The following is a 26094-nucleotide window of genomic DNA, read 5'->3' on the forward strand; positions in this document are numbered from 1 at the left end:
AGTTGGCTAACCGATGGTTGCGCCACTGCTCACACCCGCCAGCAGAGCCGATAGGCCCTGGTCGGCAAGATCAGCCTCGTTCTCGGCGATCTCATCCGGCGTCATGTTCATGATGTTGCGAGCAATCCACCGATCCGACATGCCGGCCGCTTTCGCCTGAGTCGCTGCGAGCATCTTCTCATTCAAGGAGACGTGCGCCGGTGCCTCGAACAGCACATCGACAGTTGAGCCATCATCGAGCCCCATGATCCGCAGCGCGTCGAGCATCGCCGCAGACATTCCCGCGGCCGCACGCTCGATGCGATCCTTCGCCTTGGAAATCTCGCCCTTCTGCGAGTTGGCCGCGCCCGTCGCCGACTGGTTCTGACCGTCAGGAATGAACACGTCGATCGGCGTCTGAGTCGTGCCCGCGAAGTCGCGTGCATCCTCCTTCTCACCTTCCAGCAGCGGCCGAATGTCGGTTGGTGCGGACTCCCAAATGTCGATGCCTTCAGGGAGATCCCAGAGCGCGCCAGGAGCGGGCTCGAACATCCCGGCCCAGTCGATGTCGTTGCCGTCTTCGTCCGTCTTCTGCAGGCCACCCTTGATCGCGCGCTGCTTGAAAGCCTGCATGGCCGTGATGACCAGCCGGTTCAGCTTGCCCATGTTGATACGGTCGATGATGTCGATGTGCGGCTCGAACTCGGCCACGTCGAGGTAGTTGTCGAGCACGAACACGCCAACGCCGCCATCGTGCAGCTGTGGCGGTCCGTACTGCTCCCAGTCGGTCCCGGAAACAGTGTCCCGCGTCATGCCGTTCGCCTTGGCCGACTTGCGGATGTAGTTCTGCTGCACGCCGGGAATCCGAACCCATGCGTGGTCGAAACCCGTCTCTGTGTCCCGCCACGCGCGCAGGGCTGCCCGTGCGCGCCACTTCTGCACCGGATCGGGGATCGTGATGACCTGCTCGGGAAGCTCACTCGTGATGATCGGCAGGCCGTCACGCACGCCGGTGACGAGATAGCCACGTGAGACGCTGAGCATGTTCCAGATCGCGTCAGCGAAGACGACGCCGAGGCGGTTGTCGCGCCAGATCTTCCGAGCTGCCAGCACGCCGGCGCCCGTCGACGTTTCCCCGACGCGCACACCGTTCGGGATGATCCGGCCGGCGAGCGATCGGCACGTGAGCCCCCCGAAGTCCGTTCGCGCCTTTTTCTGGAATGCGACCCACGACGCCTTGGTGTTCTGCCCCATCTCGGGCATGGGTGCGTTCCCTGTCGAGTATCGACGATTCAGCGCGATGCGCTTCTGTGCCGAGTCGAGCCGCTTGGTCAGCAGCGGGAGGTATTCGTCGGGCGTCACGTTGACCTCCTAATAAAGTCGCCGGGGGGCTGTCTTCTGCTTGGTGTTCTGGATGCCCTTACCGAGCGCGTCGATCCCACATGCATGCGCGAAAGCCGCGCCCCATGTGGCGTCGATCTTGGAGTAGTCCTGATCGTTCTCAGGCTTCATGAGCACATAGCCGTTTCGGCGGGGGTCTCGGCGGGCGTTGAGGAAGTGTGCCGTCAGGGCTTTCGACCCATCGTGCGTCATCTCGCCGTTCACGATTGCTGAATGCATGTTGGCGAAAGCATCGACGGTGCGGCCGATGTCCTTCTGGCGCCACTTGATCGGCTCATCCGTGGTCATCTTGACCTTGAGCTTCTTGAAATTCTCGGCCTCCCACGTTTTCACCTGGCCAGCCCAACCTGCAGACGGGTCAGCGTAAAAGCCGATCACGTTGTAGTTCTTGAACGCCTCACGCACCGCGGCCTCAACCTCGAGTGTCGGCGGCCGCCAGTTGTCCCCAGAGGGGCCGTCTGGCTGCTCCCATACTCCGATCTGGAACAGGTGCTTCTGTGTTACCGAGTAGCCAATGAGGACCGTCGAGTCGGCGATTCCCATGCCGACCTTTCGGCCCTCCGAGCCGTCGAACCCGAGGGTTATCGGCTCCGCCTTCGTGACTACCTTTTCGGTGTCGAGAATCGCACGCCACTCGGGCGCCGAGATATAGGCGTTCGAGGCGTGCGTGATCTGCGATAGGAAGTCTTGCCGCATCGTCTGCGGGTCGTTTGAGGTGTCGTAGAAGTCGAGGGCGATGCGCTCGATCGGTGCCCAACCCGGCGCGCACGGCGGGTTATGGATCATGCACCCGCCAGGATGCCCGCTCGAGTCTCCGTACGCGATGCGCAGGCCACGGATCAGCGATTCGTGATCCGCGATGTCGGTGTCAGCCGGCGCTTCACGGTGATCGTAGAGCAGCGAGCGAACGTCTTTCAGATTCGCGTACTTGCCTGACTGCGTGTTCTCCCAGAACCGCGCCGAATCCTCAGCGACTGACTTCTCACCGGGGGTGAAAGCGTTCGGTGACTCAATCGTCACGCCGCCGATTTTCGTAGCGTTGTTACGGAGCGTCTGTGCGAGGCGAACCCCGCCGTTACCTCGAACCCATTCTTCGGTCTGGTCCATGATCGCGCACACTGCACGAGAACCCTTGATCGCTCGAGCAGCCGCGGTCGCCATCTCGATCTTGCCTTTCGGTAGCGCCACGAAAGTATCCATCGGGTCGACGTTGAACTCATCGAGCACGGAACCTTCACGGATCATCTCGAGCAGCGGGCCCCACGTGTTCCGTCGCGCCTGATCTTCGGACACGGCGGTAATGAGTACCAGCGGCGTGCGATCGACTGACCACGGCTTTCCCACGGGCTGCCCGTCAGCATCCCAACCTGCCCAGTTGACCTCGAACAGCGCTTCAGCAATTCCGATGGCCGCGAGGAACGGACTCTTGCCCCACCCGCGTGAGCGAGACAAGACGGCTCTGTGTTTTACTCGGTGCCCGTCGTGAGGATCTACCTCGTAGAAGCGCACCAGAAATTCCAGCTGCTCGCGAGTAACCTCGAACGGCGTGAAATCCGTGTTGTCGGGCGCGGCCAGGTATTCGCGCATCTGGTCGGCGACGTGATAACCCAGCGAGGGGAAGTGGTCACCATCCATCGGCTTCCAAGGGATACGCAATCACCCCTTCGGAGTTATTCTCCAGATGCCTCAGCGGCGATTTCCATGCCCGCGAAGCGATCGCGCGACGATGATGGTTTCTTAGAACCGACCTTGCCCTCGGCCTCTACGGTCTGAGCCAGGGAGATTCGCAGGCGCAAGCGATCCTCAGGGGTGAACCCGTACTTGGCCTCACGCAATCGCAGCTCAGCAGCCAGGGCCATCTTGCCGCGCCAGAATTCAGCATGGATTCGAGCCGTTACAAGCAGATATGACCAGTCAGTTTCGATGAACTCATCCACGAGCGGATGCAGAGAGAGCATGTCCCACCAGTCGCGCGTCATCGACGGCCACTCGAACTCTTGAGTGTCGAGCTCGCCGTCGATCGTGACCTGAACGGTGAACGACGGAAGCTCGGGCTGCTGCGCCGGCATGGCGGTGAGGATACGGAGCGCGACGACATCCTTATTGGTGCGAGCGCGCTTGCTCGGATCTTTCGGCGGGGGGCCGGTGCCTGACATGTGGTGCCTCCCGTTTCGGGTTACACCGTCAGCCGTTTCGGTTATGCGGTGGTCTTGATTGCCTTGCCCGTGATCGTGATGTACCGACCGCGTGTGTAAAATTCGACGTTCAATCCGTCGATGACTCGCTTCGAGCCACGCTGACCCTCGGCGTGAACCCAGATGTGCACGCCGTCACCCGATGGTGAAACCTCGGAGTAGAAGCCCGGGTGTGACGCGATGAACGCTGCGGCTGTCGGGGTGAGCTTGCCGCCAACCATGCAGTGGTCGAGGTCGTAGCAGCCGATACCGTCGCCGTTGAGAACGAACCCCAGGCCGGCGCCCACCGTCGACGCGGAAGCCGCCTTGAACGATGACCATGTAGAAGATCGGGTCGAACTCGCTGCACGGCCGTCGAGCTGCAGTGGAACCTTCTCGGCAGAGCGTCGAATCCAACGATCATGGGATGTCAATTCAGAGGGGAGCTTGCCCGCGGCCCGGTGCCAGTAGACGCGGCACTTCGGTGAGCAGAACCGGGCACCGGAGCGGGAGAGCGCGTTGAGGATTCCGCAGTGCTCGCAGCGTGTGAATTCCATAACCTGAGTCTATCAGGAATTGTTACGGATAAACCGCGTAATTACGCGGAAGTGTAGGGAATGTGGGACTGTCGAAGCTCACTAAAGGCTCAGGAATTACGAAGTTTGACTAAATCCGCGAACGGGCCGAAAGCTCGTGACGCGATAGCTCATGGCGGCGCATGTGCTGAATTTCCCAGACCCGTAGGCAGTTTGACAGACAGCACCTCCCCGGCAAAGCTAAGGGTGGGGCAGGAGGCCCCTGCCCCCTCTCGTTTTTATGCCGGTCGATCCTGACGCAACGAATTGCAGATACGGTGAGCAGTTCGCAGATTTGCTTTGTTATGCCTACCTCCACGTGATAGCGGAGTTACGTGATCCAGCGACGGCGCGTAGTCCGAGTTCGTGTCAGCCTCCATGTCGACGCCTTCACCACACAACCAGCATGTCCACTTGTCGAGCGCGTACAGTCGCTGTCGCAAGCCCTGGTCGATCTTGAAGTGATGGACGCCACTACGCCCACAGGCTTCGCAGTATCGGCTGTATCCCGTTCGGTCTACCCAGTGGCATTCGCACTCAAGGCACGTGGCAATGTTGAGCTTGCACTGAGGCCATGCCCCGTACGTGAGGAACGTGCCACACCAGAGGCTGCACGCCCGCGTCGGCTCACTCGATCGAACCCGGTAGCTTATCCCGCATGCTTCACACTCACGGGCGTCCCAGTACTTGCCCCGATACTTGTGAGCATTGGCCGCCTGCCATGTTGCGCGCTCATCCTTGAGTTGCGCCCTGAGGGTGGCGAGTCGGCCGTCCGCCTTGCGTGCGGCGTTGTATGCACGGGAGGCGCAGAGCGGCGTGCAGTACTTCTTCTTATTCGTGCTCGTGAACTCCACGGCGCAGACGGTACAGGTACTCTTGGTCATATCAACCCTTATCCGGTTGGTCATGCCCCCGGACGTTGACGCGTCGCGGGGGTCTTTCTATATCCTATCTGAGCCCAGGATGCCGTTCAGGTTCCATGTACGCGCTCACTCGTGGCATCAGCGCCCGTGCCGCTCGTGCTTCTCTCGCTGTCTTGCGGTCGTGGTGCCAGCCGCATAGCCATTGCAGGTTGTCCTGGTCGTGATTGTCGCCGTGCTCGATGTGGTCGCAGTCAGTACCAACTTCGACGCAGCGTGTGCCGGCGTTCATGATTGCTTGGCATCGACCGCCCGCTATTGCGCGAGTGTTCTCTACGCGGCGGGGCCAGTCTCGGGGAAGCCTGTCACGGCGGTCTGATGTCTCCCAGCCCACGAGCCACCCCCTGCTAGCCTGAGCCCCTAATACCTACTGGGGGAACTATGTCTAAGATCTCGTTTACGTTGGCCGCTGCTGCCGTTCTGCTGCTCGCCGGGTGCTCATCTGCTGTGCCGGTTGCTGCACCTGTTGCCGAGACTGTCGACGTGGCCCCTGAAGCGAGCGAAACCGCGACGCCGGAAGCAGCCCCGGAAGCGACTCCTGAAGCAGAGGTGGCGGAGTGCATCGCTGTAGCGCAGTCCACAGTAAACGCGATCAATGTTGGGGTGGCTGGCATTGAGCCGGCGAACAACATCACGTCGGCCGTTGCTGTTCGTGCTGGCGAACGAGAGAACGTGTGGTTCGTTGCGGCGACGATCAATGGCGAGGGCATGACAGATGTCGTCGGGCTGTGGGCCACCAACGACGACATCACGGTTGACCCGTACTCAGGTTCTATGTTCTCGGTGAATGGTGAGGCGTCAGCGTTCTCTGACTGGGGAACCAGCGACTTCAGCTCAAGCGAGGCCGGCGCGGATGAAGCGTTGGACTGCGTTAGCTAGGTCGCTTACCGCTGAACACCGTCGTTCGTCGGTCCCTGCTGGCCTGCATCATGCGCTTGGGACGCAGTGTGCGGTCGATGCTCACGATGACGGCGACTGCGATCATGGCCACGACCAGCACGAGGATGACGATCAGGGACCATGCGGCGAGGTTGCCGAGGATCTGCCAGGGGTTCATGCTCGCGCCGGCCCGGTGTACTTGGCGCTCTGGGTAAGGATGCGCAGATTCACGACGGTGAGGCCACCCGGGCGATCGGACCGCTCGAACGTTGGCCCATCCTTGTCAAGGAAATACCCGAGCAAGGTGCCGTCAATGGCGACCGTGCCCTTGTCTCCGTCAATCACGATGGACTTGGCGAGCTTCAGCTTCGGGCCGCGGTTGATTGCCGCCACTCGAACGGCGATCGCTTCGATCATCGCGGCATCCAGTTCGGCGGGGTCAATCTCGGGAATGATCTTGACGTGTGCAGTTCCCATGGCGGCCATTAGGCAAGGTCCAGTGTGCAAGCGGTGAGGATCGCAGACACAGCACCCATTCGAAGGGCGATCTTGTCAGCCTCATCTTGGGTGAGCTCCGAGACTCGCCGGATCAACACTCCGCCGAAGCCCGTGATGTCCTCATGCTCCACTTGGTCGATGATGATCGAGAACGGGGTGGTCATCACTCCGTCAACTTCGACCATCGGCAACTCGAGAATCTGAATGCGGGCCATGGGAGAGTCCTAACGTAGGGAAGCCCTCACCATGACGGCCAGGGCTTCGGGTGGTGCTGGGTTGGGCGACTTCCGCGTCTTTATGCGGTTTCACCGTTTGGCGGAATGTCTAACCCCCGTGTTTCGGGAGACTATTCACGCTGTCTATGCTCACGGGGGAGCGTGTTATCGCTCGTCAACTTCGTGTTCGGCGTCGAACTGGGAGTTGTACGCTTCCTCGATCTCGTCGGGGTCGTAGGTCACGGCCGTGCTGGTTCCGGCAGGTGGGAGCAGTACGTGGCNTTTTGGTTTGGCGGGCGCTGAGAAGGGAATCCCACTCGAACCCGGTCGGATCGCCCACTGTCGCGCCGACGAGCAGCCCCTCCGATGTGACCGAGAGGATCACTTCACTGATCGGTGCCCGGATCTCCTGATCCCCGACGACGACCGTCACCCACGAGCCCAGCAGCCATGTGCTGCCGAATCCGTCAGCCATGTCCGCACTCGGTACGATCTCTAGCGACGTGATGACCGCGCCTTCATCGGCCAGGACTTCCAGACCGGCTTGTAGCAGCTCGGCGTCGTCATTAGTGTTGCGCTGGTCCACGAACCGTTCCGACCGGCCCCAGATGGCAGCAGCTGCCAGTGACGCGGCTGTCGTGACTTCGATGATCTTCCGCGCGGTACCCTCGCCCTGCCCGGCAACGATGACGTGCGTCACACCGGGACCTGTGAAGGCGTACTTCACCGACGAGAGCTGATTGTTTTCCACGTCCCACCGCTCAGAAGCCGACACGTCCAGGCGTTCCGACACCTGAAATTCGAGACCGTCACCCACCTGCACCACATCGAACAACAGACCGGAGCCGGTGCCGATTTCTTGCAATAGCTCCAGCAGGTTTTGGAACCGGGGAGATTTTGTCAATGTCGGCCCACGCCCCAGGTCTGTGCCCAGAGTCAGCGCGGCGACCCGGCGTGCGCTCGGCGCGCTCGGGCCGATATTCGCGGTCACGAAGGCGCGCATCAGGGTTTCCGCCGCGGCCCGCCGATAGTCCGTAGCCCGCGACTGCGACGATGCCTGTGCCGACACCAACGCCGGATTCGGGTACGCCTGCGCCCGCTTCACGACCGCCATGTCCGAGATGCCCTCAATCGTCCACGTTCCCGGAGGGTCATCGGCTGATTGCGTCTGCGCGGCGTACGTCATCGGCCCCGACAGGATCTTCCCGTGCGTGCCGGTGACCACAATCCCTGACGCTGGGCGGCGCAGCACCGCACACAACTCGTGCGGAACCTCGATACCGTCCTCGTTGATGTACGTGGCCGGCAGCTTCACCGACCACGAACCCACCTCGTTCTCGCGCGGCACGCACACGAAGTTAGTCAGGTCAGAATCGACCAGCTGCCCGATCCGCACGAGGTCAGCGCCGCGTACCTCCACAGTCAGATCGGACGCGTCCATTAGTACACGACCTCTCTGCGCGGCTTGTAGAAGCCCTGCACCGTGGACTGATTCACCCGCACCCGATCAAAGAGAACGGACTCGGACGCATCCGCTGTGCCAGCCCAGCCCGCACCCTCGAACGACCCATCGAAAAACACCGTCCGGGCCGGGGACGCGGTGACGATACCGAGCGACGCCGCGAACGTGTCACCCACCGCCCAGCTCCGCCCGCCGACGACATCGACAGACGCCATGAACCGGAAACCCACCGTGCCCTCGGGTGCCGGATCCAGATCGGTACTATCGACGCCGACGACCACCGGAGTGTTCGCCGGCAGTTCGACAGACCCGCCAAGGGTCAGCGGCCCGACCGGTGCGCCGGCATAGTCCACGAACTGCGTCATCACCCGCACCGTCTGCGCGACCGACGACAACACCGACAAGCTCGCAGACAGCACATCACCAACCGCAGCTGGCACCTGCACCTGCACGGCCGCCTCAGGGGTAGAAGCCGCCGCCCACGTCAACGCGAGAAAGCCAGCATCCGAGCCGTAGAACCCGGTCGCCGTTCGCGCCAACCCCGCACCGAACGCCTGCCAACCCTCAGCAGACACCCGCAACGACGGCGACGTGACCCGGTTCGTCTGGATGATGTCTGTCGTCGGCTCCCACCCGCCGGGGCTCGCGTTCGCCATTTCGATATCAACAACCGAGATTCCTGCCGGCAAGCGTGGAAACTTTGGAGCAGGCCCGAGATCGGCGTACCGATTCGCCCCGGCCTGATCGAGCACCTTCACGCCCGTGGGTGTTCGCACAATCGTGATCACTTCACCCGACTGCAACACGGCCTCGAAGACGAAACCGACCCCGTTGATACTGATCGGAGTTGGACCACCCGGCCCCGTAATCGTCCACGAAATATCCGAATCAACATCGCCCGGATTCTCCAACGTAATCGAGCCAATCGCCGCCGACCGAGAAACCGGCAACTGCGCCAGATTTGGGAGCAGGCCCACGCCTGACGACTCATTCGCCACACTGAAGGAGAGAGCGTCGCGCGCTGTCCAGAATGGGGCCGGGCACTCGATGGAGATGAGCGACTCTGCCATTCGCGGGCCGGATGCCGTTCCCGACAGCTCAAGTCCACTGAGATAGACGAACGGCAACTCGAAGGTACGTCCATCCGCATACTCGGCGACCAGCAGGGGTAGGGGTCCCCCCGCGCGAGGAACGGCGATGCTCACCAGGCGCTCATACAGCGTGCCAGTGGCAGTCCGATCGGCACCCCGCACGAAGACATGCAGATCAGCTAGTCGACTTTCAGTTCGAGTGCCGCGATACGACGCCCCCACCCCTGAGCCACGAGTCAACCGCGACACCTTCTGAGCGACCCCAAGCCCGCTCGTCTTTTCCCCGAGCAGGAACTCCGAGTCGCGTCCGGTTACGAGTTCGATTCGACCCGACTGGGATTCCAAGAAGATTTTCAACGTGTCCTCGCTTTCAGCTGGGGGCCGAGCTTGAATAACTCCTCGGCACTCGAAAGCCCCGGTGTTGCAAAATTGTTGTAAGTCAGCTTGATGTCACGTTCAGATGACGTGGTGGTTAGCGCTGAGGTATCTACCCGAGGGGAGAATGCTTTCGCGTTGACCATCGAGCCGAGTTTCGCGGTCAGGCTGGGTTCAGCCGCGGTAAGCCCGGCGCCGAACTGATCACCGACCGCTTGCCCCGCCTCGAGCACCTTGCGCCAACCAGATCCGGAAAACTGGCCGCGCTTGGCCGGCGAGTGCGGGAAGAAGTCGGCCACGAAATCCATAGCGTTGCCTACGGCGTCACCGATGCCCCCGAGCATGCTTTCTATGCCGTCGATGAAGCCGCCCATGAGGTCTTTACCGGCGTCCAGCAGGAAGTTGCCCATGTTTCCAAGAGCGCCCAGGACCCTGCCGGGGAGATCGCGGAAGAATCCAATCGCGCTATCGATTCCGGTCGACACGGAGGACCCGATATGCGACATTGCCGTTCCGAAGAATGCTGTGATCTTGCCCCAGTTAGAAATGAGGATGCCGAGTGGAGTGAATCTCAGGAACAGGTCCAGAAGAAATGCCACGGCAGCCCCAAAAGCAGCCTTGAGGCCTTCCCAGAATCCGAAAAAGAAGGCGACGATCTTGTCGAAGTTCGTGATGACGAGACCAAGCGGGGTGAACCGCAAAAACAGATCCAACAGGAATGCGAACGCGATAGCGAAAGTGTCCTGTACGCCCCGCCAGAATCCCGCTAGAAACGCCACGATCTCATCGAAGTGCGCGATTATAATTCCCAACGGATGGAACTTGAAGAAGAGATCAAGCAAGAACGCGATAGCCGTTGAGAACATTCCAGTGATATTTGCCCACGTGTCCGTGAAGAACTGAATTATTGCGTCGAAGACAGCGACCGTTGCGGCCTGAATATTCGTCCACGTATCGGAGAAGAATGCAGCCAGGGCCGTGAATGTAGCCGTCGCAACGAGTTGAATATTTGCCCATGCCTCAGTAAGGAATCTGCTGAAATTAGCCCAGATTTCCTGTCCAAGTTCCGTCTGGGTGAAGAACCAGATCAGGCCGGCTACGAGCGCCGCAATCGCGATCACGATAAGCGCAATCGGGTTGGCAGTCATGGCTGCGTTGAGCGCCCACTGTGCAGCCGTAGCTACGCCGTGCGCGACCGCGAGCACCCCGGTCTTGACCGCCAGCGCACCAGTGACGACTGCACTCCTGATCTTGTGCCCGGTGCCCAGCAAGAGCTGAGCATTAGCGCTAAGCAAGGGCGGGGTGGCCGCGCGGTTGACGATGTTCGCGGTTCCCTGAGCAGCCGTAGCGCCCCGAGTTGCAGCGGCCATCGTGAATAGTGCTGCCGAGTTGAGAGTGGACGTAGCCAGTTGCGCCGCCTGAATCGGCAGGGATAGCAGAGACGCGACGTTCGAAGCCGTCTGAGCAGTCTTGTAGATCACGAACGCCGCCGCGATTCCAATGATCAGGGGCGCGATAATCTCGCTGTGGTCACCGAGCCAGACCAGGGCGCCCGTGAACGCCTCAATGATTGGCACGAGCGCGCCGATACCCGCTGAGATCATGGCGCCCACGGTGCCTGCGATCGCTCCAATACCCTCGGCAACAGCCGCGAAAACAGGCATTAGCGGGCTGAGCGTTGCCCCGATGGACCCGAATGAATCCCAGATCGTGCTGAAATCGCCCGTGCTGAACGCCGCGCCAACCTCGGAGAAGAAGTCGCCGACAGCGGTACGGAGATCCAGCAGGAAACCGATTACCGGAGAGTCTTCCTCGACGTTGAACGCGCGGTGCATAGCGCCGGTGAAGTCGCCGTTTACGAGCAGGGCATACAGGCCGGTGATACCGTCGCGGATCGTCAGGATGACGTTGACGACCGGGTTGTCTTCCTCGATATTGAATGCATTCCGTAGGCCGGTGGTGAAATCACCCTTGGCAACGAGGTCGTAGACACCCTGAAACCCACCGATGATCTTGCTGAAATCGATGGTGTCGATCCATCCGGCGAAAGCGGCAATGGCCGGGGTCATTTTGCCACTGAACTGCTCAGATAGCGGAGTGAGTGCGACTGTCAATCGCTTCACCGCCCCCGAAATGGCCGTGAAGAGTACGGGCGCACCGTCGACCGCCGAGCCCACAAACATGGCCCCAAGCTTCGACCACGCTGCGCCGACGTTTGCCCAGGCGCCGCGAGCCGTTGCGCCGGAGGACAGTGCAGCCCCGCCGACGCCGGCCTCGAGCGCGGACTGGAACCGGGCGAAATCAACCTCGCCCTTCGTGACCATTTCAGACGCTGCCTCAGTAGTTACGCCGTACTCATTTGCAACCAACTGGAGCAGCGGGATCTGGCGGGTCTGGAACTGCTGCAGGACCTCGGTGGTCAACTTGCCGTTTGTAGCGACCTTGTTGACCATGTCGCCCATTTCGGACAGTGATGCCTTACCGATGGTCGCGGCGTCAGCGGTGAGGCGCAGCGTGCGCGTAAGAGCTTCACCAGGTTTGATACCAGCCGCTACAGCGGATGCCGCGAGGCCCGCAGCCGCATCAAGCCTGAACGCCGTACCTTCGACAGCCACCAGCGCGTTGTCCATGATCTGGCTTACAGTCTCTGCTGAGTGCCCCAACCCCGTCAGTTGCGCTTTGGCGTCCTGAAGGTTGAGCGAGCGGCTCAGTCCGGCGCCCGCCACGGCAGCGATCCCCGCAATCGCAGCACCGACACCGACAGCGATGCCTGCGCCAATGCCCTTGACTGCGTTGCTAAACACATTGCTGAAACGCGAGCCTGAATCGGACGCGGTTGCATCGACCTCAGAAACCACCGTCGTCCGGAAGTTCTTGAAGCTTGGGAAGATGGCAACGTCAGCGGTTCCAACGGTCGACATGGCAGCTCCTATCAGGGATTAGCGAGCGAACGCCGACCGGCGCTCAAGTGATGCGCGCAAGGCGGCGCGTTCTTCGGGTGTGACGTCTTCGACGGCCGCGACCTTGGGCCAGGGGAATGGCAGGTCGAACGGGTCCTTCTGGATCTTCGAATCACGGCTCGAGTTCATGAATGCGGCAGCGTGCAGCCCCGTCATAAATTCGCCGTACCCGGCGGCGAAATCCCACCCGCGCATATCAGCGCCAAGGTGAGAGCCGTAGTCCCGCATGAGTCCGTCAATCAGATCGGACGCTTCATCGAATGGGATGCTGCGCCCGATCTCGGAAAGACTTACTCCGAATCGGTGTCGGAAGTCGTATCGGAGGGCCGCTCTGTGCTTTCCGACGAAGCGATAGAGGGCACGGATTCCCCCAGGCCCATCCCCAGACGGCCGCCGATCGCCTTCGCGAACTCCATGATGATCTTGTAGGCCTCGACACCATCGGTCAGACCCTCGAGACGCGCCTTGTCTTCGGCGTTCACGATGTCGTTGAGAATGTGCCGCGGCAGTGCTTTCGGCTCAATGTCCTCCATGTTCATGAAGAGTTCGAGCTTTTCGAGCGAGATGCGGAGGTCGAGCGAGACTTCGCCGTCGCCGGTCTGGCACTTCAGGTGGTTCTCTACCACGAGAAAGTCAGGCTTGGGGCCGGGAGTCGGAGCGGTTTTTGCGGTTGCCATGATGGCCTTTCCGGTAAGGATGGGTCGATGGGATGAAGCGGGCAGGGGCTCCCATCACGGTCCCTGCCCGCGGTGAAGCGGGTTACGCGGCTCGCGTGTATGCGAACGAGTTGGACGTGCCGTATGCGGTCGTGACCGTAATCGCAGCCGAACCGGAGGTACCGGACGGCATGACGGCCGTGATCGACGTGGAGTTGACCACGCTGAAGCTCGTTGCGTTGGTCGCCCCGAACTTGACTGCGGTGGCCCCGGTGAATCCGGTACCAGTGATCGTTACCGTCGCGGCCGTCGCTGCACCAGACGGGCTGGCGGCGGTCACAGTCGGCGCAGTGCCAGACGATGCAGGAAGCCACCATTCACCGATGTGGTCGTTGTTCAGCGATGCGGAACGCTTGGCAGCGCACGTGAGCTCGGTGCCGTTGACGGCGCCACGCTCGGACTTGTCGACCTTCGCGCCCGTGACGGATACCTCAGCGATGCGGCGACGAATCGCGCCCGACTTGAAGATCTCTTCGGTGAAGGCGACGAACTCCATGGAGTGCCCGCCGGCGTCGATAGTGAGATAACCGTTCGCGTCGGCGGTCTTGCCGTAGGACAGCTTCCGCACCATGGCGTCGTACTGCGCGAGCTTCAGCACGAGGGTCGCGTTTGCGAGGCCCGAGGGGATCGAGTAGCCGTCCTGGTAGAACTTGATCGGGTCGCCGTCCGGTTCGAGAGTCCACTCGAAGCCGCCGTCCTCCGTGAGGAGACCGGCCTTGACGAAATCGACGGGGAGGACGAACCCGGGCAGGGCGCCCTCCGTGGAGGTGGGAAAAACTGTGCCCTTGGGGGCGAAACCGGCGAAACCCGTTACCGGGATTCCAACGGCAGTGACGTCATTTCCGAGGCTGTCAATGGACATGTTTGCTCCTTAGAAGCGAAAATGCCCCCGGTGACCGGAGGCGGTGAGTGTTGGAATTCGGTTACAGCGGGGTGCCAGTGACGGCGAGAACGAGGGTGATGTACTGCCTCGCCATGGGCTGCAGGTCAGCGACGGCGAACGGGCCCTGCGATGAGATGACGGCGGCGACCGGATTGCCCGGCTCGAGGCCGGGGATCTGCGAGCGCAAGGCATGAACCATGAGCGCCAGATCGATCGCGTCCTTCGGGTTCTCTTTGGTGCCGGCCAGGATCGACAGACCGACATCCTTGTTGGCGCTGACCACCGAGGTATCGGGGCCGCCGTCGACGCGCACTATCAACTGCCGAGCATCATCCGTCTCGCGAATGGTGACGACGACGCCCTGGCAGTATTCCTCGGGCCGTGCAGCGAGCGCAGCACGAAACCATGTGGTGAGAAACATCGACAGGTCGGCGTGGATAACCAGCGGATCAGCCACGAGCCACGTACCGCAGAGCATTGACGAGGTTGCCCGTCTTGGACTCGACCAGAAACGTCTTCCAGTCGGTGCCGGTAACGATGGCGAAAGCACGGTTCGAGGTTTCCCGCATCCGCACCACGATGCCGTTCCGGTAGTTGCCAGTATCGACCGGGGCAGTCATGCGCGCCACGATCGCGACCTCATCAGCAACGTCCTTGACCAGACGCCGCACGCCGGCCGACTTGCCCATTTCTACGAAGAATGACTCGTTGAATTTCACCCGAGCACCTCCGTCAACGGAACTTCTTGGACCGGTTGCCACCCCGTGAATGGGTTCGTGTCGGCCTCAGGGATAGCCTCGACGGTGTACGTGCGAGCACCCAGGCGAACCCGGTCACCCTCCACGACATCCGCCTCAGGCGGGCAGTACAGGCTCTTCTCCGAAAGGATCTGAGTCCGCGTGGCACTCGACACGGCCGTGCTCGACGACGAAGCAATGAACGCGCCGTCGACGGAGATCGTCAGTGCATCGGACCACGGGCCCTGAGTGGTGGAATCAGGGTTGTACGGGTCCGTGATCAGCTTGCGCCGGTCGCAGAGTACCGACTGGCCGGCGGCGAATTCCATCAGGTCGCCGGTTGCGCGCGCGACTTGCGCACGCGCTTCTTCGGGACAGGCTCGGGCGCGGGCTCCGAACCCGCGAAGAACCAGCCCGTCGCGAGGTAGGCGTCCACGGAATCATCGGGGACGATGACGGTGTAGCCATTGAGGTTCTGCAGAGCAGCCATTCGTGGAATCCTTCCGGTCAGATTCGATATGCATCGAGCGTGAGCATTTCGCCAGCCATAAGCGGAATAGACAGCGGGACACCGCCCGGGCCCGTCGCGTACTTCACGTTCGCGGGGCCGACTGCCTGAGCAGCGATGCCCGCCGGTGAGGATGCTGCACGCGACACAAGGGCGGCGATTACGCCGGCCACATCATCCGCGGCCTCATACCCGTGCGTGAAGGTGACCTCTATGGCGCCGAGCTCGTCCGACCAGCAGCCGCGCGTGAGCTCGAGCATGCCCTTCTCAGATTTCCGAACGGTTGCCGTCACGTCGATTCCATCGTTGAGCACGCTCACGACGTCGGTGACCCTCTTGGACGGCAGCAGCAGCGTCTTGCTGCCGTTGCCGTCCAAGGTGATCGACTCGGTAATGATGGGCGCGACGTGCCAACCGCAGTAGCTCCGAACGGTCTGATTCGCGGCTTTCAACCAGAACGCCTGATCGAATGCCTGAGCTCCGATGATTGCTGGAAGAGTCACGCCCACCAACTCCTACTTCGTCGCCGGGGTGGCGGCCTTGTTCAGCGGCGTCTTGGACTTTTCGGCCTCAGCGGCAGCGAGCACAGCAGCCTCTTCGGCAGCGACCTTCTCGGCCTCGGTCTTCGCCGCAGCCGCTTCAGCCTCAGTGAGCGCCTTTGCTGCAGCGATTGCCGCTGCGTCGACCTTGACGTGCACGGTCTCAGCGGCAGCCGGGCTCTTGCACGCCTTCGCGCCTTCGGGCTGCTTGCCTTCGTCGAACTGCCACGTCGAACCGCGGTACTCGTAGTTTCTCAAACCCATGATGGGCTCCTTTCAAAAGTTAGGGCGGGAGGGGCACGAACCCCTCCCGCGGAGTGGAGCTAGATGGCGGGGGTAACCGTGATCTTCACGAGACCGGCCGGAACGCGGGTGGCGAGCGCGGCGCGGCGCTGGGCGCGCAGGGTTACGCGGTCGTTGATGAAGTCGTCCTGATTGGAGTTCGTCATCTCGACGCGCACGCCGCCCTTGGTGTAGAGCGTGGCTGCGTCCTGGAACGCGCCGACGAGCGCGGTGCCGACGGGCACGAACGGGGAGACGACGATCCGCAGACCATCCCAGAGGGACGATCCGTCGATGACTGCGCCGTTGCCGTACGCGCCGGAGAAGAATCCACCGCCGTAGTACTGGCCGTTGCTGTCCTTCGCCTTTCGCATGGACACGAAGTCCGCACGGTTGAGCAGCACGGCGTCAGCCGAGAGCCCATCCGTGTTGGTTTCGATGAGCGTGGTCGCGTCGAGGATTGCCTCGGCGAGCGGGACACCCGTGGCCGTGGCGGTCAGCGTCTGCACGCCCGACACGTTGAGCAGGCCGGTGAGGTGGGCGCCGGTTCCGTTGCCGGTCAGTACCTCGCGCTCGATGGCGCGGGCGAGGCGGCGCACGAGGCGGCCGTCGATCTCGCCAGCGAGCAGGGCGAGGTCTTCGAAGTACTCGTCGGTGACCTTCGTGTAGCCCGCGAGGGTACGCAGGTACGCGATCTGCGGCGTCGGGTCAGCGATGTGCAGCTGCGCCTTCGTGCCATTTTCGAGAACCGCGTCGACATCGCCCTCGATAGCACCCTCGATGAAGTACTGGATCGCACTTCCGATGGTGATCGTTCCCTGACCCAGCATGCTGGAGACGGGGGTGAGGTCCTGTGCGCCGCGCACGAGAGTGCGGTCGGTCTCCACGAGGAACGCGTCGAGCGGGCCCACCGCGCCGCCGCCGGTCACCTGCGTATCGATCGCCGCCTTGAACTCGGTCTTGGTGGAGACCCCTGCGCCCTTGACGCCACGGGTGCGTGCCAGGGACTCGACACCAACGCTCTTGATGAAGTGTTCGCTGAGGGATTTGGCCTCAACCTCGCCGGTAGCGCTGGCTGCGGGGGCTTCCTCACGGAAGAGCCCCTTGATGTCGGCGAACGACTTCTCGGACCGGGCGACGCGCTCGAGCTCGGTGTCGAAACCCTTGACCTCGGTGACCAACCCGTCGAACTGGGTCATCTCCTCGTCAGTGGCCGACCGGCCGGCGGTCTTGGCGCCGTTGATGATTGCTTCCGCTGCCTTGAGAGCAGCGGCACGCTTTTCCTTGAGGGTCATTTCTGATCCCCTTCCTTGCCCAGGAGGGCATAGATAGTGAGTTGTGCCGTCATGTCTCGAAGTGCGGGCGCGCCGGTCGGTTCCTCGGACTTGACCCGTGTGGGTTCCTCGTCCTTGACCTCGGGGGCACCGGATGACTTCTCGTCACTTGTGACCGTTTCGAGCACGTGCCCGAGCGCTGCATGAGCAGCCCGGACATCGCCCTCGCTCTGGGCCGACAGGGGCCGGCCAGACTTGATATCCGCAATCAGCAACTCGGTTGCCGACTTGACGGAAAGAATTTCAGTTTCCTGATTTGCCCCGATGGGGACCACGGAGACCTCGTGAAGCTTCAGCTTCCGGAGTTCGTAGTAGAAGCCCTTTTCTTCGGAGTCGACGTAGGCGCCCTCGATGATGTCGTAGGCGAAGCTCATCATCGTGACGCGGCCCTCGCGCAGCAGCTTCTGGGTCTGCTTGGCGTTATTCGTCTCGAGGTCGAGCTGCACCCGGACGAGCAGGCCGTGATCGTCTTCCTTGGCCTCGACGGTGACGCCGATGTTCATGTACGGGTCGTTCATCTGATGCGCCCAGTAGCAGGGGACGCCGGCGCCCTTCGGCCCGTACTCGGCCAGGGAGTCAGCAAACGCCCCCGCGATGATGATGTCGCCGTAGCTGTCCTTGTTTCCAAAGACGGCCGCGTACCCTTCGAACTGGCCCTCTGCGAGCCCGTCTGCCTTCAGGTCGACGGTGAATGATTTGGTCTTCATGAGCCCTCCTTCGGGCATAAAAAAGCCACCCGGGTGGGTGGCCTCTTTCGGTAGATTCTTATTCGACGGGTGAGAGCAGTTCGCGCTCGGCCGCATCGTTCGCGAGCCGCGCATATGGTCGAGCCGTGTACTCGGGGACACCCGATTTCACGAGGTCATCGATCAACTCGCGGTCCCACCGGGCGCGATCCCAAAAGTCAAGAACGCCGGCGGCCTTTTTGGAGGCGACGACCTGGCGTTGATGTTCCGTGAACTTCACGAGTACGTCAGCGAACGCCTTGCCGTCTTGCGGGGATGCCTGGCCGCCCACGAGCACGTTCAGCGGCACGATCAGCTCGTCGGTGCCGTCGATGTGAGGCAGGTTCATGCGGGCGCGACCTTCGGCCCGGCTCATCCATGGCCCACCGACTGCAGTCGACATGACGTCGGCCTGCTCTTCGAACGATCCGCGCATCTTGGCCTCGATATTGGCTTCGACGTAGATCTTGGAATCGGGTTCGATGAGAGCGACCAGCGTGGAATTGAGCAGCTGCTCCCAAGCGAAGATGTACGGGCCCAGCGCAGGACCGTACAACATCTGCTTGAACGCCTTGACGTTGGCGAAGGTGCCCTCGCGGGCCCCGACCAGCTCGGGGGCGATGAAGTAGGCCGAGCACACTTCGATGTCCGAAAGTCGGCGACCTTCGAGGTCGTTCGTGTCCCGAGGTCGGAACGCGTTGACTTCCTTGTACTTCATGCCGTCTTCGAGGACCGGAGTCCCACCCGACTGACCGCCACTGCCGGTGAATGCACGCCATGAGCGAGTGAACCGGTCACGCGCGGTCTCGGAGGACCACGGCTTTTCGCGCTCGAGCACGCCGGGGATGCGCGCGCCATTCTTCCAGACCGATCGACGGTAGGCCACCGCCTCCTTCTGCTCGCTGAGCAGGTCGCGGAGAGTGCGCAGCGGCGATGTGCCGTTGACCCCACGCTCTGAATAGCCGACATCGATGAGGAATTCGGAAGGATCGAAGTCCTTGGACTGGCCACCGGTGCCGAGAATCTTCACGCGGCGGATCTGGCCGAACCCATCATTGAGGAATCGGACCGAAACAGCTGGGATTCGCACGAGCTCGAACCCGTCATCGTGGCTTAGGATCTTCGCGCAGTACTTGTCATGGACCAGTCCGTCGATGAGCAGGCTCTCCCAGAACCGATAGGGCGTCATTCCCGGCGCCCGCGACGGCCGGCGCAGCAGATCAGCGAGCTTTCCCTCGGTGACACGCACTCGGTCATCGTCGGATCGGCGCTCGAAGATGTGCAGCGGCACCGAAGCGATGTTGCGGGCGACGAACCCGACTACCTTGCGGATGGAGGGCTGGTTCTCCCAGGCGGGACCGTACTGGCTATCACCGCCGAGCATGAGGTTGCGGTCATCCTGCACTTCGAAACCGAGCGGGCCCGAGGTGCTCGCCCACGTGCCGATCGTGCCCAGGCTCTGGAATGTTGCCGCCATTACGTCACCTGCACATAGTTGATCTTGGAAATCGGAACGATGACCACGCCGTCGACCGGATACGGCGATGGGCCGCCGACAGACTCAACGTCGCGCAGCGTCATCGACGAGCGAGTGGCCGAATCGACGACACCGCGGAGAGACGCGCTGTCGCTCACGACGATGACGCGCTGGCCAGTGAGCAGCTTGAACTCGCGCATGCGGGCTCCTTTCAGGTCAGAGGACCAAGAGGTCGTTTTCCTCGTAATAGCTTTCGGTTGAGTCGGTGGCTGGCAGAGTCTCGAGGCCGTAGAGCGCATTCGAAAGGGCGACGAGCGGGGCGATGTCGACGACGGATGCCGTGCGATCCCACACCTGGACCTCGCCGAGGCGCTTGGTCACACCGCCCGATACAGCCATGTTGAGGATCGGCTGCGAGCGGTGGCGAATAGTGCGGTCACGGATGCGGTCTCGAGTGCGCCCAGCGCTCGACCCGAGGGCGGTGCCGGCTATCTCAATGATCGTGATGCCCGCTTCGCGCAGCGGCTCGACGAACTCGGCAGCCGCACACCCGCGGGACTGGATGGCCACGTGGGTGATACCGAACTCTTTGCATACTGCTACCGCGACGGCCGGCGCCCAAAGCATTCCCGCGCGCATCACGATGACCTCGCCGTGAATGAGGCCGTCCGGCCGGTACCCTGCGATAGCCATGAACGTCATCGCACGTGAGGGCATCGAGGTATCGATGCCGAGAACAAGCGGAGAGTCGTCGGCGAGCATGGAACCCGCTGAGAACTCGTCAGGCTCATCGGCGCAATCGATCCACGCGCCGTTGTCGAGGTAGGTAGCTACGGCGGCCGTGACCCACTGGCACAGCACCTCAGTGCGGTACTCGCGGTCGGGCATGCCATCGCGGTCGGCACGGATCGAGTCGAGAGTGATGACGCCATGCCCGATAGAGGGGTTGGCCTGGAGGATGCCGGCCACGTCGTCAGGGGCGCAATCCTCAGGCGCCGACCACTCGAAGATACCGAGGCTCATGTCGTGCCCGTTGGCGAAATCTTCCAGATCCTGAATGCCAGACTCGACCATCGAATCCCATGCGGCGATGAACTCCAGCGCAGCCTTGCGCTGATGCAAGAGGACCAGAGAGCCCGCGTCGCCAGCGTTCGATATGCCGATGAGCTGCGAGTTGAAGACAGCCTTCGTCGTCTGTGAGATCGCTGCCCAGGCATCCCACGTTCGTTGCTCGCGCAGTTCATCCATGATGACCCGAGCGGCAGACTTGCCACGGCCGGCGCCACGGTTGGCCGCGCGGATCTCGTAGACCGTCTTGCTCTTGAGGATGAGTGCTTCGAACCCGTGCGAGCCGCTGATCTTGTTCGTCCCGCCACTGAGTGCAGGAATCGAGTCATCATCGAGCGGGTCGCAGAACCGGCCGACTGCCGCCCACGCATCCCGGGCGATGTCGAGGTTCTGCGCCGTGCCGAGCACCTTGAAGTCGCGGGGGTGCACATCTTCGGGGAACCGGTCAGAATCAACGAATAGCCACCACGCGGCGAGCACGGTGATCAGTTTCGTCTTACCGTTCTGCCGAGCGACGAGGCCGATTACCCGTTTGAATCGGTAGGTGCCATCATCGTGAATCTCGAGGGCGTGGATCAAGAAGAAAATCTGCCAAGGGTAGAGCGTCACACCGAGGATCATTTGAGCGAAGTCGACGACCTCGAACCCCATCGACGTTGCACGCGTCAGCGGCCGGAGAGGCTTCGTCCAGATGCGCGGTTCCTCGAAGCCGTAGACGACGTTACGCGGATTGCTGCCGCTTCTCTGCTTGCTCGCGCTTGAAACGCTCAAGTTCGTTCTCAACCTTCGGCGCGGGGAGCGGCCCGCCCTTTGGCTCCAAAGCCTTACGACCTGCAGGTGTGAACCCGAGCTGGTCGCAGTACTTCAGATATGCGGAGATTGAGACGTTGTCGTTCTGAGGGACGGAAGGCCGGGACTCGGACTGGGCAGCATCATCGAGAGCGAACTCGACAATCACGTCCCACGCCTGGATCTTTCGAGCCAGAGCCCGCAAAGCCTCCACAGCGCCGGCGTCAATGGGTTTTAGGCCCGCAGCCTCGATTGACATTTCAGTCGCAGCGATCAGGTCCATGACTCACCGTCCTTTCTCGCATGCGCGTGACCCCCTCTAAAAGTTGGGGAGAGAGGAAGCCTCAAGTGGGGAGGTAGTCCGCCGATTCAGACTTTTGAAATCTTGACGCCCCTACCCCCGGGTGGTGAATCCGTCTTTGGGATAGGTCACACAGGCTTTGATGATGGCTTCAACGCTGATGCTGATGCCCATCTGATCCATGTGGTCGACGTGGGCTGCATGCCAGCGCTCTACCTGCCGGCGCACGACTGTCGGGTGTCTAGACAGGGTTCGTTCGACTGCCCGAGCGATGAGCCGTGAGCTACAGCGCTCACGCGTGTAGGTGACGATGGCACGCGGGCTTGTGGCGGCAATGAGGTACTGGGCGATGAGGACACCGCGACGGATCCTTCGAGCGTGTCGCGCGTTCATGGCGTGAGGACGATCATCAGGGCGGGCAGGCTGCGCAGGTTGAGCAGTTGGGCGAGCACGTGGTTCGATTCGTCCAGCGCGTACTGCTTGGCGCCTTCACCGCGTGGGCCACCTCGCTGCTCGCGCAGGACGCGGTAGCTCGTGACCTCAGTCTTCGTCAGGCCATGGTTGAGCATGTGCTCTTCGGCCATATGCATATCGAGGGTGCAGAGTACGCGGTCATTGACCATGCGTCCGTCCGGTTGCAGGTAACGTCGGCCATCCTTCACCCATTCGGCGGCGGCCGTGGTCTTGCCCGTTGCTCGCGCTCCGGTGATGACCTCGCTGGACGGCAGGTCCTGGCTGAACTGCTTGGCTTCCTCGATATAGGCACGCTGCCGGTCGAGCGAAGCCACTGCGTCTTTCAGATCGGCCATGGGGATAGGGCCGGGTCGAGCTGCAGCGTTGCGGGCCGCGTCGATGACTGCCTGCTCGAGTAAATCTAGCTGTCGGGGTGGGAGATGTGTGCTCATGACTCTCCCTGCAGCGACTGGCCGGCTTCGATGAGCGCAGCGCCGAGCCCATTCTGGATCCCTCCGAGCTCGACACCGGATGAAGTAGCGACCCCGGTGAGTGCGATGTCGAGCATGCCGACCTCTACGGGTTCACCGTCTGCGATCTGGATGAGTAGCTTGGCCTCGATGCTGCCGACGTGCTGAGCCATTACAGCACCACGTCCAATGTGGTGGTGCTCAGGATGACTCCGCCCGCTCCCGTAGCGGCCTTGATCCCCTCGGAGTCAGCGCGGCTGATCGAGTACTCAGTCGAGGAGACGCCATGGATCGAGGTCGGGATTTGTTCTGTCTCGACCTGATCTATGACGATTGCGAACGGGGTGCGCACGTACTCGCCCACGACTTCGCTGGGCAGTTCGAGGATTTGAATGCGAGCCATGATGGGTGGCCTTTCTCTGTTGGTGGTCTATGCCAGCCAGTCACGGCTGAGAATGCCGAGCCCGGGGCGTGGTGCTTTGTTGCCGCGCTCACGGTTACAGGACCCATGCGACGGCCTAAAGTTGGCGGGGTCTTCGTAGTGCTCGGGGTGGGTGCTCGCCGGGTAGTAGTGGTCAAGCTGAAAGGAATCTTCCCGGCCGTCCTCATCGAAGTTGATGGGCTGCCGGCACAGCCAGCACCGGGCGCCGATAGATCCGTCAGCCTGGGGTTCGCTCTCGCATTCCTCACGGAATACCCGCTTCAGCTCGCGCATGTTGCGGGTCGACTTATGGTGCTGGCTCACGGTCACCTCGCTAGGCTGTTGGGCATGAAATCTAAGGCGGAACGGCGTGCCACGTTTGAGCGGCGCGAGATCCTGCGGAAGGCGAAGTATGCGGAGGCGCTGGCCCAAATCGCGAAGGCGCGTGTGGTGACGATCACGAGCATGCAGAGGCGGTGGTGGAAGCCGTGACCCTGTTAGCCTGACCTGACATCTACCGTCGGGGGAATTATGTCTAAGATCACGCTTGCTATGGCCGCTGCAGCGATCCTGCTGCTCACCGGGTGCTCGTCGGCGGTTATCGTGCCTGACGTATCGGGCATGAACGGTGCCGATGCTCGGGATGAGTTGGAGGCGGCGGGCTTCGACGTCGAGTGGGATGCTTCAGGGCCCGTGTTTGTGGCGTCGAACTGGGATGCTGGGGCGACTGTGCCGGCGGCTGGCGAGTCCGTGGACGATGGCGCCGAAGTTGTGTTGTCCATCAGTAAGCCTGAGGTCGAGCCGCGCGAAGTGGAGGAAGTCGCACCCTCCGCTGAGCCGACGCTGGAGGAGACGCAGGCTCCCGTGGTGGCATCAGGAGATGTGACTCCCTCTGGACTGACGTTTAGCGCTTCGATCATTGCCTGTGACCAGTCGGGAGTCACTGAATTCCCCTATGGGTTCGACGCCGCCTGGCGGTGGGATGGCACTCACATTGTCGAGGGCGACACGATGTTCCTGAAGGCTGGAACAGAGGTAGTCAATCAGTTCAATGCTGAGATGCGAGTCACTGTAGAGTGCACAGTTTCTGGCACGAATGACGCACCAGTCGTGGACGCATTCAACGCCTACTGAGTTGGCGTCTGCGGTAGTTGCGATCGCGGGTCAGAGCAGCTTCCCGAGGGCGAACGCATCGACCAAGGCGCTGGTGCCGCTGGTAGTGGAAGCCACCTGCACCGACACGCTGTTTGCAGCGGGAGCGGCAATGACGATAGGTACGGAAGCAAAGTTTGCCGACTGTGCGCCGTTCGCCGAGCTTGAGAGTCCTGCCCCTGCCCGTGCATCAACACCTAGATAGATCCCTGCGGCCGGCGCTGAACTTGTGCCCGCGATAGAAATTTGTGCTGATGCCAGCCCGGGCACTGTGGTGCCCGCCGCAACCGAGCAAGAGACGGATGCCCCGATCTGTCCCGACCATGTTCTTCCGGCCGGAATGGTAACCAGTGTCGTTGCAACGGTTGTGATGCTGAATGATTTCCGGCCGGAAACAATGTCAGATGGGGTCGGCGCTGATGCGGCAATTGGTAGGGCGTAGGGTGTGCCGTCCGGGTTTGTGGCCGAGACAAGAGTTGAGATTAGTTTGTTTAGGAACCATCCGTCGCCGTCAGGATCGAGTGCTGCTGCTCTGGTAATGCGGGCCATGGTCTGCTCTCTCTCAAAGCTTTAGCTCCACCCGTGAGGATGAGCGCTGATTGGTTGGCGGCTGCGGTTTCGAACCGCCTACGTATCGGTTATCCCGGCGCGCTCCCAGTGAGCCGTACCGCCATGCTCCGGCGATTGGCCGGGGCGAGACTATGTGGTGCTGATGTTCAGCGCCAGCGTGGCTGCTCCGCGCTCGTCCTTGGTGATTGCGAGCGTGAGGCGCAGGCCGCGAATCTCTAGGCTGAGATTCGTTCGTGCAGGATTGGCGAGGTCGACGCTCATGCGGGAATGTCCAGCGCAAGAATCCCGTCAAGCATGGCCTGATGAGCGGCGAGTGCGGCGTCTGCGGCAGCCTTGTATTCGGCGCTCGTGGCGGCGTTCGTGAACCGTTGATAGCCTGCGATGCTGCGCGCGGATTCGGCGTTGTTGTACCGGACGAATAGGGCTACGAGGTCCGTGCGGGTCGTCTCGCTCGCAACCGGCCTGAGCATCGCCTGAACCGCCTTGCTGCGGGTCATCAGCGTGCCCGGCTGACGTAAACGGGCGGGGTGAACACGGGCGACTCGGGCGTGATCATCGCGGCTAGGTACTTGCACCAGCTCAACGAGTTGCCGGATGCGGAAATGCTCGTGAGCCACGCGCCGCTTTCGGTGGGCGTCTGGGGCGAGTCGCCGTTCGGGAGTAGTACCTGCCACCAACCGGAGACGCCGACGACCTTCTTGATCATCACGCCGTCTGCGCGAATGTACTGGCTGCGTCCATCGTTGGCCCAGGTGAGGTCTTCGCGGTGTGCACAGTTCTGGGCGACTATGGTGTGCTCGTGGTTTTGTGTCGTTGTCATGTCTTTACTATACAACAGTTACTAGACACTTGTCTATATCTACTTCGGTAATATCCTCTGTATGCTGACACTATGACTAACCGTGAAGCCGTGATCGAAGACCTCCAGTACATCGGCGCCTACGACTACAACAAGGATCGCGGCGAGCGAATCGAAACCGCGCGCCGCGAGAACATCACCTGGCGCGAGATCGCCCAGCACCTCGGCATGACCGAGACCGGCGTGCACAAGGCCTACGCGGCGTACATCGCCAAGCGCGACGCCAAGTAGCTAAAGCCTCGTCAACCTCGTGTTCGGCGTCGAACTGGGAGTTGTACGCT

The 26094-nt window shown here is 61.9% G+C and carries 39 protein-coding genes; 4 read left to right on the forward strand and 35 right to left on the reverse strand.

The genetic code is table 11. The features are described 5' to 3' along the window. Positions 1-6 precede the first annotated feature (6 nt). The 5 genes from E3T43_RS07165 to E3T43_RS19690 all read right to left on the reverse strand — a co-directional run bounded on the left by E3T43_RS07165 (position 7) and on the right by E3T43_RS19690 (position 5037). Positions 7-1341: a hypothetical protein gene (locus E3T43_RS07165; RefSeq protein ID WP_134471868.1), complete on the reverse strand. Its 1335-nt coding sequence runs from the start codon at positions 1339-1341 to the stop codon at positions 7-9. Between the two features lie 9 nt (positions 1342-1350). Next, complete coding sequence (locus E3T43_RS07170; protein ID WP_198414321.1) at positions 1351-3015, reverse strand: hypothetical protein; 1665 nt, start codon at positions 3013-3015, stop codon at positions 1351-1353. A 35-nt stretch (positions 3016-3050) separates the two neighbouring features. Then, positions 3051-3449 carry a hypothetical protein gene (locus E3T43_RS07175; protein ID WP_198414322.1) on the reverse strand — a complete coding sequence of 133 codons (399 nt, stop codon included), beginning with the start codon at positions 3447-3449 and terminating at the stop codon, positions 3051-3053. A gap of 128 nt (positions 3450-3577) precedes the next feature. Next, entirely contained in the window at positions 3578-4111 is a 534-nt protein-coding gene (locus E3T43_RS07180; RefSeq protein ID WP_134471869.1) for a DNA primase, read from the reverse strand. Positions 4112-4368: 257 nt separating this feature from the next. Continuing rightward, positions 4369-5037 (reverse strand): HNH endonuclease, encoded by a 669-nt coding sequence (locus E3T43_RS19690; protein WP_134471870.1) that lies wholly within the window; start codon positions 5035-5037, stop codon positions 4369-4371. Positions 5038-5451: 414 nt separating this feature from the next. On the opposite strand from E3T43_RS19690, the gene E3T43_RS07195 reads away from it, so the two are divergent. Beyond that, a complete protein-coding gene (locus tag E3T43_RS07195; protein ID WP_134471872.1) occupies positions 5452-5928 on the forward strand; it encodes a hypothetical protein in 477 nt (158 codons plus the stop codon). Here the strand turns inward: E3T43_RS07195 and E3T43_RS07200 are convergent. From E3T43_RS07200 to E3T43_RS07315, 26 genes are all read right to left on the reverse strand, one after another. Then, on the reverse strand, positions 5921-6106 hold the full coding sequence (locus tag E3T43_RS07200; RefSeq protein WP_134471873.1) for a hypothetical protein: 186 nt from the start codon (positions 6104-6106) through the stop codon (positions 5921-5923). The two genes, E3T43_RS07195 and E3T43_RS07200, sit on opposite strands and share 8 nt — an antisense overlap. Continuing rightward, positions 6103-6405: a hypothetical protein gene (locus E3T43_RS07205; protein ID WP_134471874.1), complete on the reverse strand. Its 303-nt coding sequence runs from the start codon at positions 6403-6405 to the stop codon at positions 6103-6105. The genes E3T43_RS07200 and E3T43_RS07205 overlap by 4 nt, the downstream gene beginning before the upstream one ends. 8 nt (positions 6406-6413) lie before the next feature. Next, a complete protein-coding gene (locus tag E3T43_RS07210; RefSeq protein WP_134471875.1) occupies positions 6414-6641 on the reverse strand; it encodes a hypothetical protein in 228 nt (75 codons plus the stop codon). A 175-nt stretch (positions 6642-6816) separates the two neighbouring features. Beyond that, entirely contained in the window at positions 6817-8082 is a 1266-nt protein-coding gene (locus E3T43_RS07215) for a siphovirus ReqiPepy6 Gp37-like family protein (protein WP_134471876.1), read from the reverse strand. Then, the gene (locus tag E3T43_RS07220; protein ID WP_241978865.1) at positions 8082-9308 is read right to left on the reverse strand and encodes a phage tail family protein; all 1227 of its coding nucleotides are present in this window, start codon (positions 9306-9308) and stop codon (positions 8082-8084) included. The genes E3T43_RS07215 and E3T43_RS07220 overlap by 1 nt, the downstream gene beginning before the upstream one ends. Before the next feature lie 239 nt (positions 9309-9547). Beyond that, positions 9548-12490 carry a tape measure protein gene (locus E3T43_RS07225; RefSeq protein WP_134471878.1) on the reverse strand — a complete coding sequence of 981 codons (2943 nt, stop codon included), beginning with the start codon at positions 12488-12490 and terminating at the stop codon, positions 9548-9550. An 18-nt stretch (positions 12491-12508) separates the two neighbouring features. Next, on the reverse strand, positions 12509-12724 hold the full coding sequence (locus E3T43_RS07230) for a hypothetical protein (protein ID WP_134471879.1): 216 nt from the start codon (positions 12722-12724) through the stop codon (positions 12509-12511). Between the two features lie 95 nt (positions 12725-12819). After that, positions 12820-13206 carry a hypothetical protein gene (locus tag E3T43_RS07235; RefSeq protein ID WP_134471880.1) on the reverse strand — a complete coding sequence of 129 codons (387 nt, stop codon included), beginning with the start codon at positions 13204-13206 and terminating at the stop codon, positions 12820-12822. A gap of 82 nt (positions 13207-13288) precedes the next feature. Continuing rightward, entirely contained in the window at positions 13289-14107 is an 819-nt protein-coding gene (locus tag E3T43_RS19020; protein WP_198414323.1) for an IPT/TIG domain-containing protein, read from the reverse strand. A 61-nt stretch (positions 14108-14168) separates the two neighbouring features. Continuing rightward, positions 14169-14585 carry a hypothetical protein gene (locus E3T43_RS07245; RefSeq protein ID WP_134471881.1) on the reverse strand — a complete coding sequence of 139 codons (417 nt, stop codon included), beginning with the start codon at positions 14583-14585 and terminating at the stop codon, positions 14169-14171. Next, complete coding sequence (locus tag E3T43_RS07250) at positions 14578-14847, reverse strand: HK97 gp10 family phage protein (RefSeq protein ID WP_198414324.1); 270 nt, start codon at positions 14845-14847, stop codon at positions 14578-14580. The genes E3T43_RS07245 and E3T43_RS07250 overlap by 8 nt, the downstream gene beginning before the upstream one ends. Continuing rightward, positions 14844-15194, reverse strand: coding sequence for a hypothetical protein (locus E3T43_RS07255; RefSeq protein WP_134471882.1), 351 nt, complete (start codon positions 15192-15194; stop codon positions 14844-14846). The genes E3T43_RS07250 and E3T43_RS07255 overlap by 4 nt, the downstream gene beginning before the upstream one ends. Next, a complete protein-coding gene (locus E3T43_RS18690; protein ID WP_166791256.1) occupies positions 15194-15355 on the reverse strand; it encodes a hypothetical protein in 162 nt (53 codons plus the stop codon). The genes E3T43_RS07255 and E3T43_RS18690 overlap by 1 nt, the downstream gene beginning before the upstream one ends. A gap of 17 nt (positions 15356-15372) precedes the next feature. Further along, positions 15373-15876 (reverse strand): hypothetical protein, encoded by a 504-nt coding sequence (locus E3T43_RS07260; protein ID WP_134471883.1) that lies wholly within the window; start codon positions 15874-15876, stop codon positions 15373-15375. A 12-nt stretch (positions 15877-15888) separates the two neighbouring features. Then, the gene (locus E3T43_RS07265; RefSeq protein ID WP_134471884.1) at positions 15889-16176 is read right to left on the reverse strand and encodes a hypothetical protein; all 288 of its coding nucleotides are present in this window, start codon (positions 16174-16176) and stop codon (positions 15889-15891) included. Positions 16177-16235: 59 nt separating this feature from the next. Further along, on the reverse strand, positions 16236-17489 hold the full coding sequence (locus E3T43_RS07270; protein ID WP_134471885.1) for a phage major capsid protein: 1254 nt from the start codon (positions 17487-17489) through the stop codon (positions 16236-16238). Then, complete coding sequence (locus E3T43_RS07275; RefSeq protein ID WP_166791257.1) at positions 17486-18235, reverse strand: HK97 family phage prohead protease; 750 nt, start codon at positions 18233-18235, stop codon at positions 17486-17488. Before E3T43_RS07275 ends, E3T43_RS07270 begins: the two co-directional genes overlap by 4 nt. A gap of 58 nt (positions 18236-18293) precedes the next feature. After that, positions 18294-19730 (reverse strand): phage portal protein, encoded by a 1437-nt coding sequence (locus tag E3T43_RS07280; protein WP_134471887.1) that lies wholly within the window; start codon positions 19728-19730, stop codon positions 18294-18296. Continuing rightward, entirely contained in the window at positions 19730-19930 is a 201-nt protein-coding gene (locus E3T43_RS07285; RefSeq protein ID WP_134471888.1) for a hypothetical protein, read from the reverse strand. Before E3T43_RS07285 ends, E3T43_RS07280 begins: the two co-directional genes overlap by 1 nt. 16 nt (positions 19931-19946) lie before the next feature. Then, entirely contained in the window at positions 19947-21569 is a 1623-nt protein-coding gene (locus tag E3T43_RS07290) for a terminase (RefSeq protein WP_134471889.1), read from the reverse strand. Next, the gene (locus E3T43_RS07295) at positions 21520-21870 is read right to left on the reverse strand and encodes a hypothetical protein (protein ID WP_134471890.1); all 351 of its coding nucleotides are present in this window, start codon (positions 21868-21870) and stop codon (positions 21520-21522) included. Before E3T43_RS07295 ends, E3T43_RS07290 begins: the two co-directional genes overlap by 50 nt. 111 nt (positions 21871-21981) lie before the next feature. Beyond that, positions 21982-22116 (reverse strand): hypothetical protein, encoded by a 135-nt coding sequence (locus tag E3T43_RS19490; protein ID WP_255454181.1) that lies wholly within the window; start codon positions 22114-22116, stop codon positions 21982-21984. 161 nt (positions 22117-22277) lie between these two features. Then, the gene (locus E3T43_RS07300) at positions 22278-22793 is read right to left on the reverse strand and encodes a hypothetical protein (protein WP_134471891.1); all 516 of its coding nucleotides are present in this window, start codon (positions 22791-22793) and stop codon (positions 22278-22280) included. Then, entirely contained in the window at positions 22790-22984 is a 195-nt protein-coding gene (locus tag E3T43_RS07305) for a hypothetical protein (RefSeq protein WP_134471892.1), read from the reverse strand. The genes E3T43_RS07300 and E3T43_RS07305 overlap by 4 nt, the downstream gene beginning before the upstream one ends. Continuing rightward, positions 22984-23214, reverse strand: coding sequence for a hypothetical protein (locus E3T43_RS07310; protein ID WP_134471893.1), 231 nt, complete (start codon positions 23212-23214; stop codon positions 22984-22986). Before E3T43_RS07310 ends, E3T43_RS07305 begins: the two co-directional genes overlap by 1 nt. A 27-nt stretch (positions 23215-23241) precedes the next feature. After that, the gene (locus tag E3T43_RS07315; RefSeq protein ID WP_198414325.1) at positions 23242-23562 is read right to left on the reverse strand and encodes a hypothetical protein; all 321 of its coding nucleotides are present in this window, start codon (positions 23560-23562) and stop codon (positions 23242-23244) included. 18 nt (positions 23563-23580) lie between these two features. Between E3T43_RS07315 and E3T43_RS18700 the strand changes: the two genes are divergently transcribed. Next, on the forward strand, positions 23581-23724 hold the full coding sequence (locus E3T43_RS18700) for a hypothetical protein (RefSeq protein WP_166791259.1): 144 nt from the start codon (positions 23581-23583) through the stop codon (positions 23722-23724). Between the two features lie 39 nt (positions 23725-23763). Continuing rightward, positions 23764-24366: a PASTA domain-containing protein gene (locus E3T43_RS07320; RefSeq protein WP_134471894.1), complete on the forward strand. Its 603-nt coding sequence runs from the start codon at positions 23764-23766 to the stop codon at positions 24364-24366. Between the two features lie 30 nt (positions 24367-24396). On the opposite strand, the gene E3T43_RS07325 is transcribed toward E3T43_RS07320, so the two are convergent. From E3T43_RS07325 to E3T43_RS07335, 4 genes are all read right to left on the reverse strand, one after another. Beyond that, positions 24397-24933 (reverse strand): hypothetical protein, encoded by a 537-nt coding sequence (locus E3T43_RS07325; protein ID WP_134471895.1) that lies wholly within the window; start codon positions 24931-24933, stop codon positions 24397-24399. Positions 24934-25083: 150 nt separating this feature from the next. After that, the gene (locus E3T43_RS19495) at positions 25084-25215 is read right to left on the reverse strand and encodes a hypothetical protein (RefSeq protein WP_255454182.1); all 132 of its coding nucleotides are present in this window, start codon (positions 25213-25215) and stop codon (positions 25084-25086) included. After that, entirely contained in the window at positions 25212-25451 is a 240-nt protein-coding gene (locus E3T43_RS07330; protein ID WP_134471896.1) for a hypothetical protein, read from the reverse strand. The genes E3T43_RS19495 and E3T43_RS07330 overlap by 4 nt, the downstream gene beginning before the upstream one ends. Further along, the gene (locus tag E3T43_RS07335; RefSeq protein ID WP_134471897.1) at positions 25451-25774 is read right to left on the reverse strand and encodes a hypothetical protein; all 324 of its coding nucleotides are present in this window, start codon (positions 25772-25774) and stop codon (positions 25451-25453) included. Before E3T43_RS07335 ends, E3T43_RS07330 begins: the two co-directional genes overlap by 1 nt. Before the next feature lie 72 nt (positions 25775-25846). Here E3T43_RS07335 and E3T43_RS07340 point away from each other — a divergent pair, with 72 nt between their 5' ends. Next, positions 25847-26044 (forward strand): hypothetical protein, encoded by a 198-nt coding sequence (locus tag E3T43_RS07340; protein ID WP_134471898.1) that lies wholly within the window; start codon positions 25847-25849, stop codon positions 26042-26044. Positions 26045-26094: the final 50 nt, after the last annotated feature.

Origin of the sequence: Cryobacterium sp. Hh7 (assembly GCF_004403155.1) — a bacterium.
Taxonomy (GTDB): Bacteria; Actinomycetota; Actinomycetes; order Actinomycetales; family Microbacteriaceae; genus Cryobacterium; species Cryobacterium levicorallinum.

Excerpts from the sequence above, each read along its gene's own strand:
- E3T43_RS07270 (WP_134471885.1), bottom strand. The coding sequence starts at position 17,489 with ATGACCCTCAAGGAAAAGCGTGCCGCTGCTCTCAAGGCAGCGGAAGCA.
- E3T43_RS07225 (WP_134471878.1), bottom strand. The coding sequence starts at position 12,490 with ATGTCGACCGTTGGAACCGCTGACGTTGCCATCTTCCCAAGCTTCAAG.
- E3T43_RS07210 (WP_134471875.1), bottom strand. The coding sequence starts at position 6,641 with ATGGCCCGCATTCAGATTCTCGAGTTGCCGATGGTCGAAGTTGACGGA.
- E3T43_RS07180 (WP_134471869.1), bottom strand. The coding sequence starts at position 4,111 with ATGGAATTCACACGCTGCGAGCACTGCGGAATCCTCAACGCGCTCTCC.
- E3T43_RS07335 (WP_134471897.1), bottom strand. The coding sequence starts at position 25,774 with ATGACAACGACACAAAACCACGAGCACACCATAGTCGCCCAGAACTGT.
- E3T43_RS19690 (WP_134471870.1), bottom strand. The coding sequence starts at position 5,037 with ATGACCAACCGGATAAGGGTTGATATGACCAAGAGTACCTGTACCGTC.
- E3T43_RS07200 (WP_134471873.1), bottom strand. The coding sequence starts at position 6,106 with ATGAACCCCTGGCAGATCCTCGGCAACCTCGCCGCATGGTCCCTGATC.
- E3T43_RS18700 (WP_166791259.1), top strand. The coding sequence starts at position 23,581 with ATGAAATCTAAGGCGGAACGGCGTGCCACGTTTGAGCGGCGCGAGATC.
- E3T43_RS07300 (WP_134471891.1), bottom strand. The coding sequence starts at position 22,793 with ATGAGCACACATCTCCCACCCCGACAGCTAGATTTACTCGAGCAGGCA.
- E3T43_RS07285 (WP_134471888.1), bottom strand. The coding sequence starts at position 19,930 with ATGCGCGAGTTCAAGCTGCTCACTGGCCAGCGCGTCATCGTCGTGAGC.
- E3T43_RS07255 (WP_134471882.1), bottom strand. The coding sequence starts at position 15,194 with ATGGAATTCGCCGCCGGCCAGTCGGTACTCTGCGACCGGCGCAAGCTG.
- E3T43_RS07280 (WP_134471887.1), bottom strand. The coding sequence starts at position 19,730 with ATGGCGGCAACATTCCAGAGCCTGGGCACGATCGGCACGTGGGCGAGC.
- E3T43_RS07330 (WP_134471896.1), bottom strand. The coding sequence starts at position 25,451 with ATGACCCGCAGCAAGGCGGTTCAGGCGATGCTCAGGCCGGTTGCGAGC.
- E3T43_RS07230 (WP_134471879.1), bottom strand. The coding sequence starts at position 12,724 with ATGCGCGGGTGGGATTTCGCCGCCGGGTACGGCGAATTTATGACGGGG.
- E3T43_RS07235 (WP_134471880.1), bottom strand. The coding sequence starts at position 13,206 with ATGGCAACCGCAAAAACCGCTCCGACTCCCGGCCCCAAGCCTGACTTT.
- E3T43_RS07175 (WP_198414322.1), bottom strand. The coding sequence starts at position 3,449 with ATGCCGGCGCAGCAGCCCGAGCTTCCGTCGTTCACCGTTCAGGTCACG.
- E3T43_RS07325 (WP_134471895.1), bottom strand. The coding sequence starts at position 24,933 with ATGGCCCGCATTACCAGAGCAGCAGCACTCGATCCTGACGGCGACGGA.
- E3T43_RS07275 (WP_166791257.1), bottom strand. The coding sequence starts at position 18,235 with ATGAAGACCAAATCATTCACCGTCGACCTGAAGGCAGACGGGCTCGCA.
- E3T43_RS19495 (WP_255454182.1), bottom strand. The coding sequence starts at position 25,215 with ATGAGCGTCGACCTCGCCAATCCTGCACGAACGAATCTCAGCCTAGAG.
- E3T43_RS07310 (WP_134471893.1), bottom strand. The coding sequence starts at position 23,214 with ATGGCTCGCATTCAAATCCTCGAACTGCCCAGCGAAGTCGTGGGCGAG.
- E3T43_RS07340 (WP_134471898.1), top strand. The coding sequence starts at position 25,847 with ATGACTAACCGTGAAGCCGTGATCGAAGACCTCCAGTACATCGGCGCC.
- E3T43_RS19020 (WP_198414323.1), bottom strand. The coding sequence starts at position 14,107 with ATGTCCATTGACAGCCTCGGAAATGACGTCACTGCCGTTGGAATCCCG.
- E3T43_RS18690 (WP_166791256.1), bottom strand. The coding sequence starts at position 15,355 with ATGGCTGCTCTGCAGAACCTCAATGGCTACACCGTCATCGTCCCCGAT.
- E3T43_RS07205 (WP_134471874.1), bottom strand. The coding sequence starts at position 6,405 with ATGGGAACTGCACACGTCAAGATCATTCCCGAGATTGACCCCGCCGAA.
- E3T43_RS07265 (WP_134471884.1), bottom strand. The coding sequence starts at position 16,176 with ATGGGTTTGAGAAACTACGAGTACCGCGGTTCGACGTGGCAGTTCGAC.
- E3T43_RS07320 (WP_134471894.1), top strand. The coding sequence starts at position 23,764 with ATGTCTAAGATCACGCTTGCTATGGCCGCTGCAGCGATCCTGCTGCTC.
- E3T43_RS07170 (WP_198414321.1), bottom strand. The coding sequence starts at position 3,015 with ATGGATGGTGACCACTTCCCCTCGCTGGGTTATCACGTCGCCGACCAG.
- E3T43_RS07305 (WP_134471892.1), bottom strand. The coding sequence starts at position 22,984 with ATGGCTCAGCACGTCGGCAGCATCGAGGCCAAGCTACTCATCCAGATC.
- E3T43_RS07295 (WP_134471890.1), bottom strand. The coding sequence starts at position 21,870 with ATGGACCTGATCGCTGCGACTGAAATGTCAATCGAGGCTGCGGGCCTA.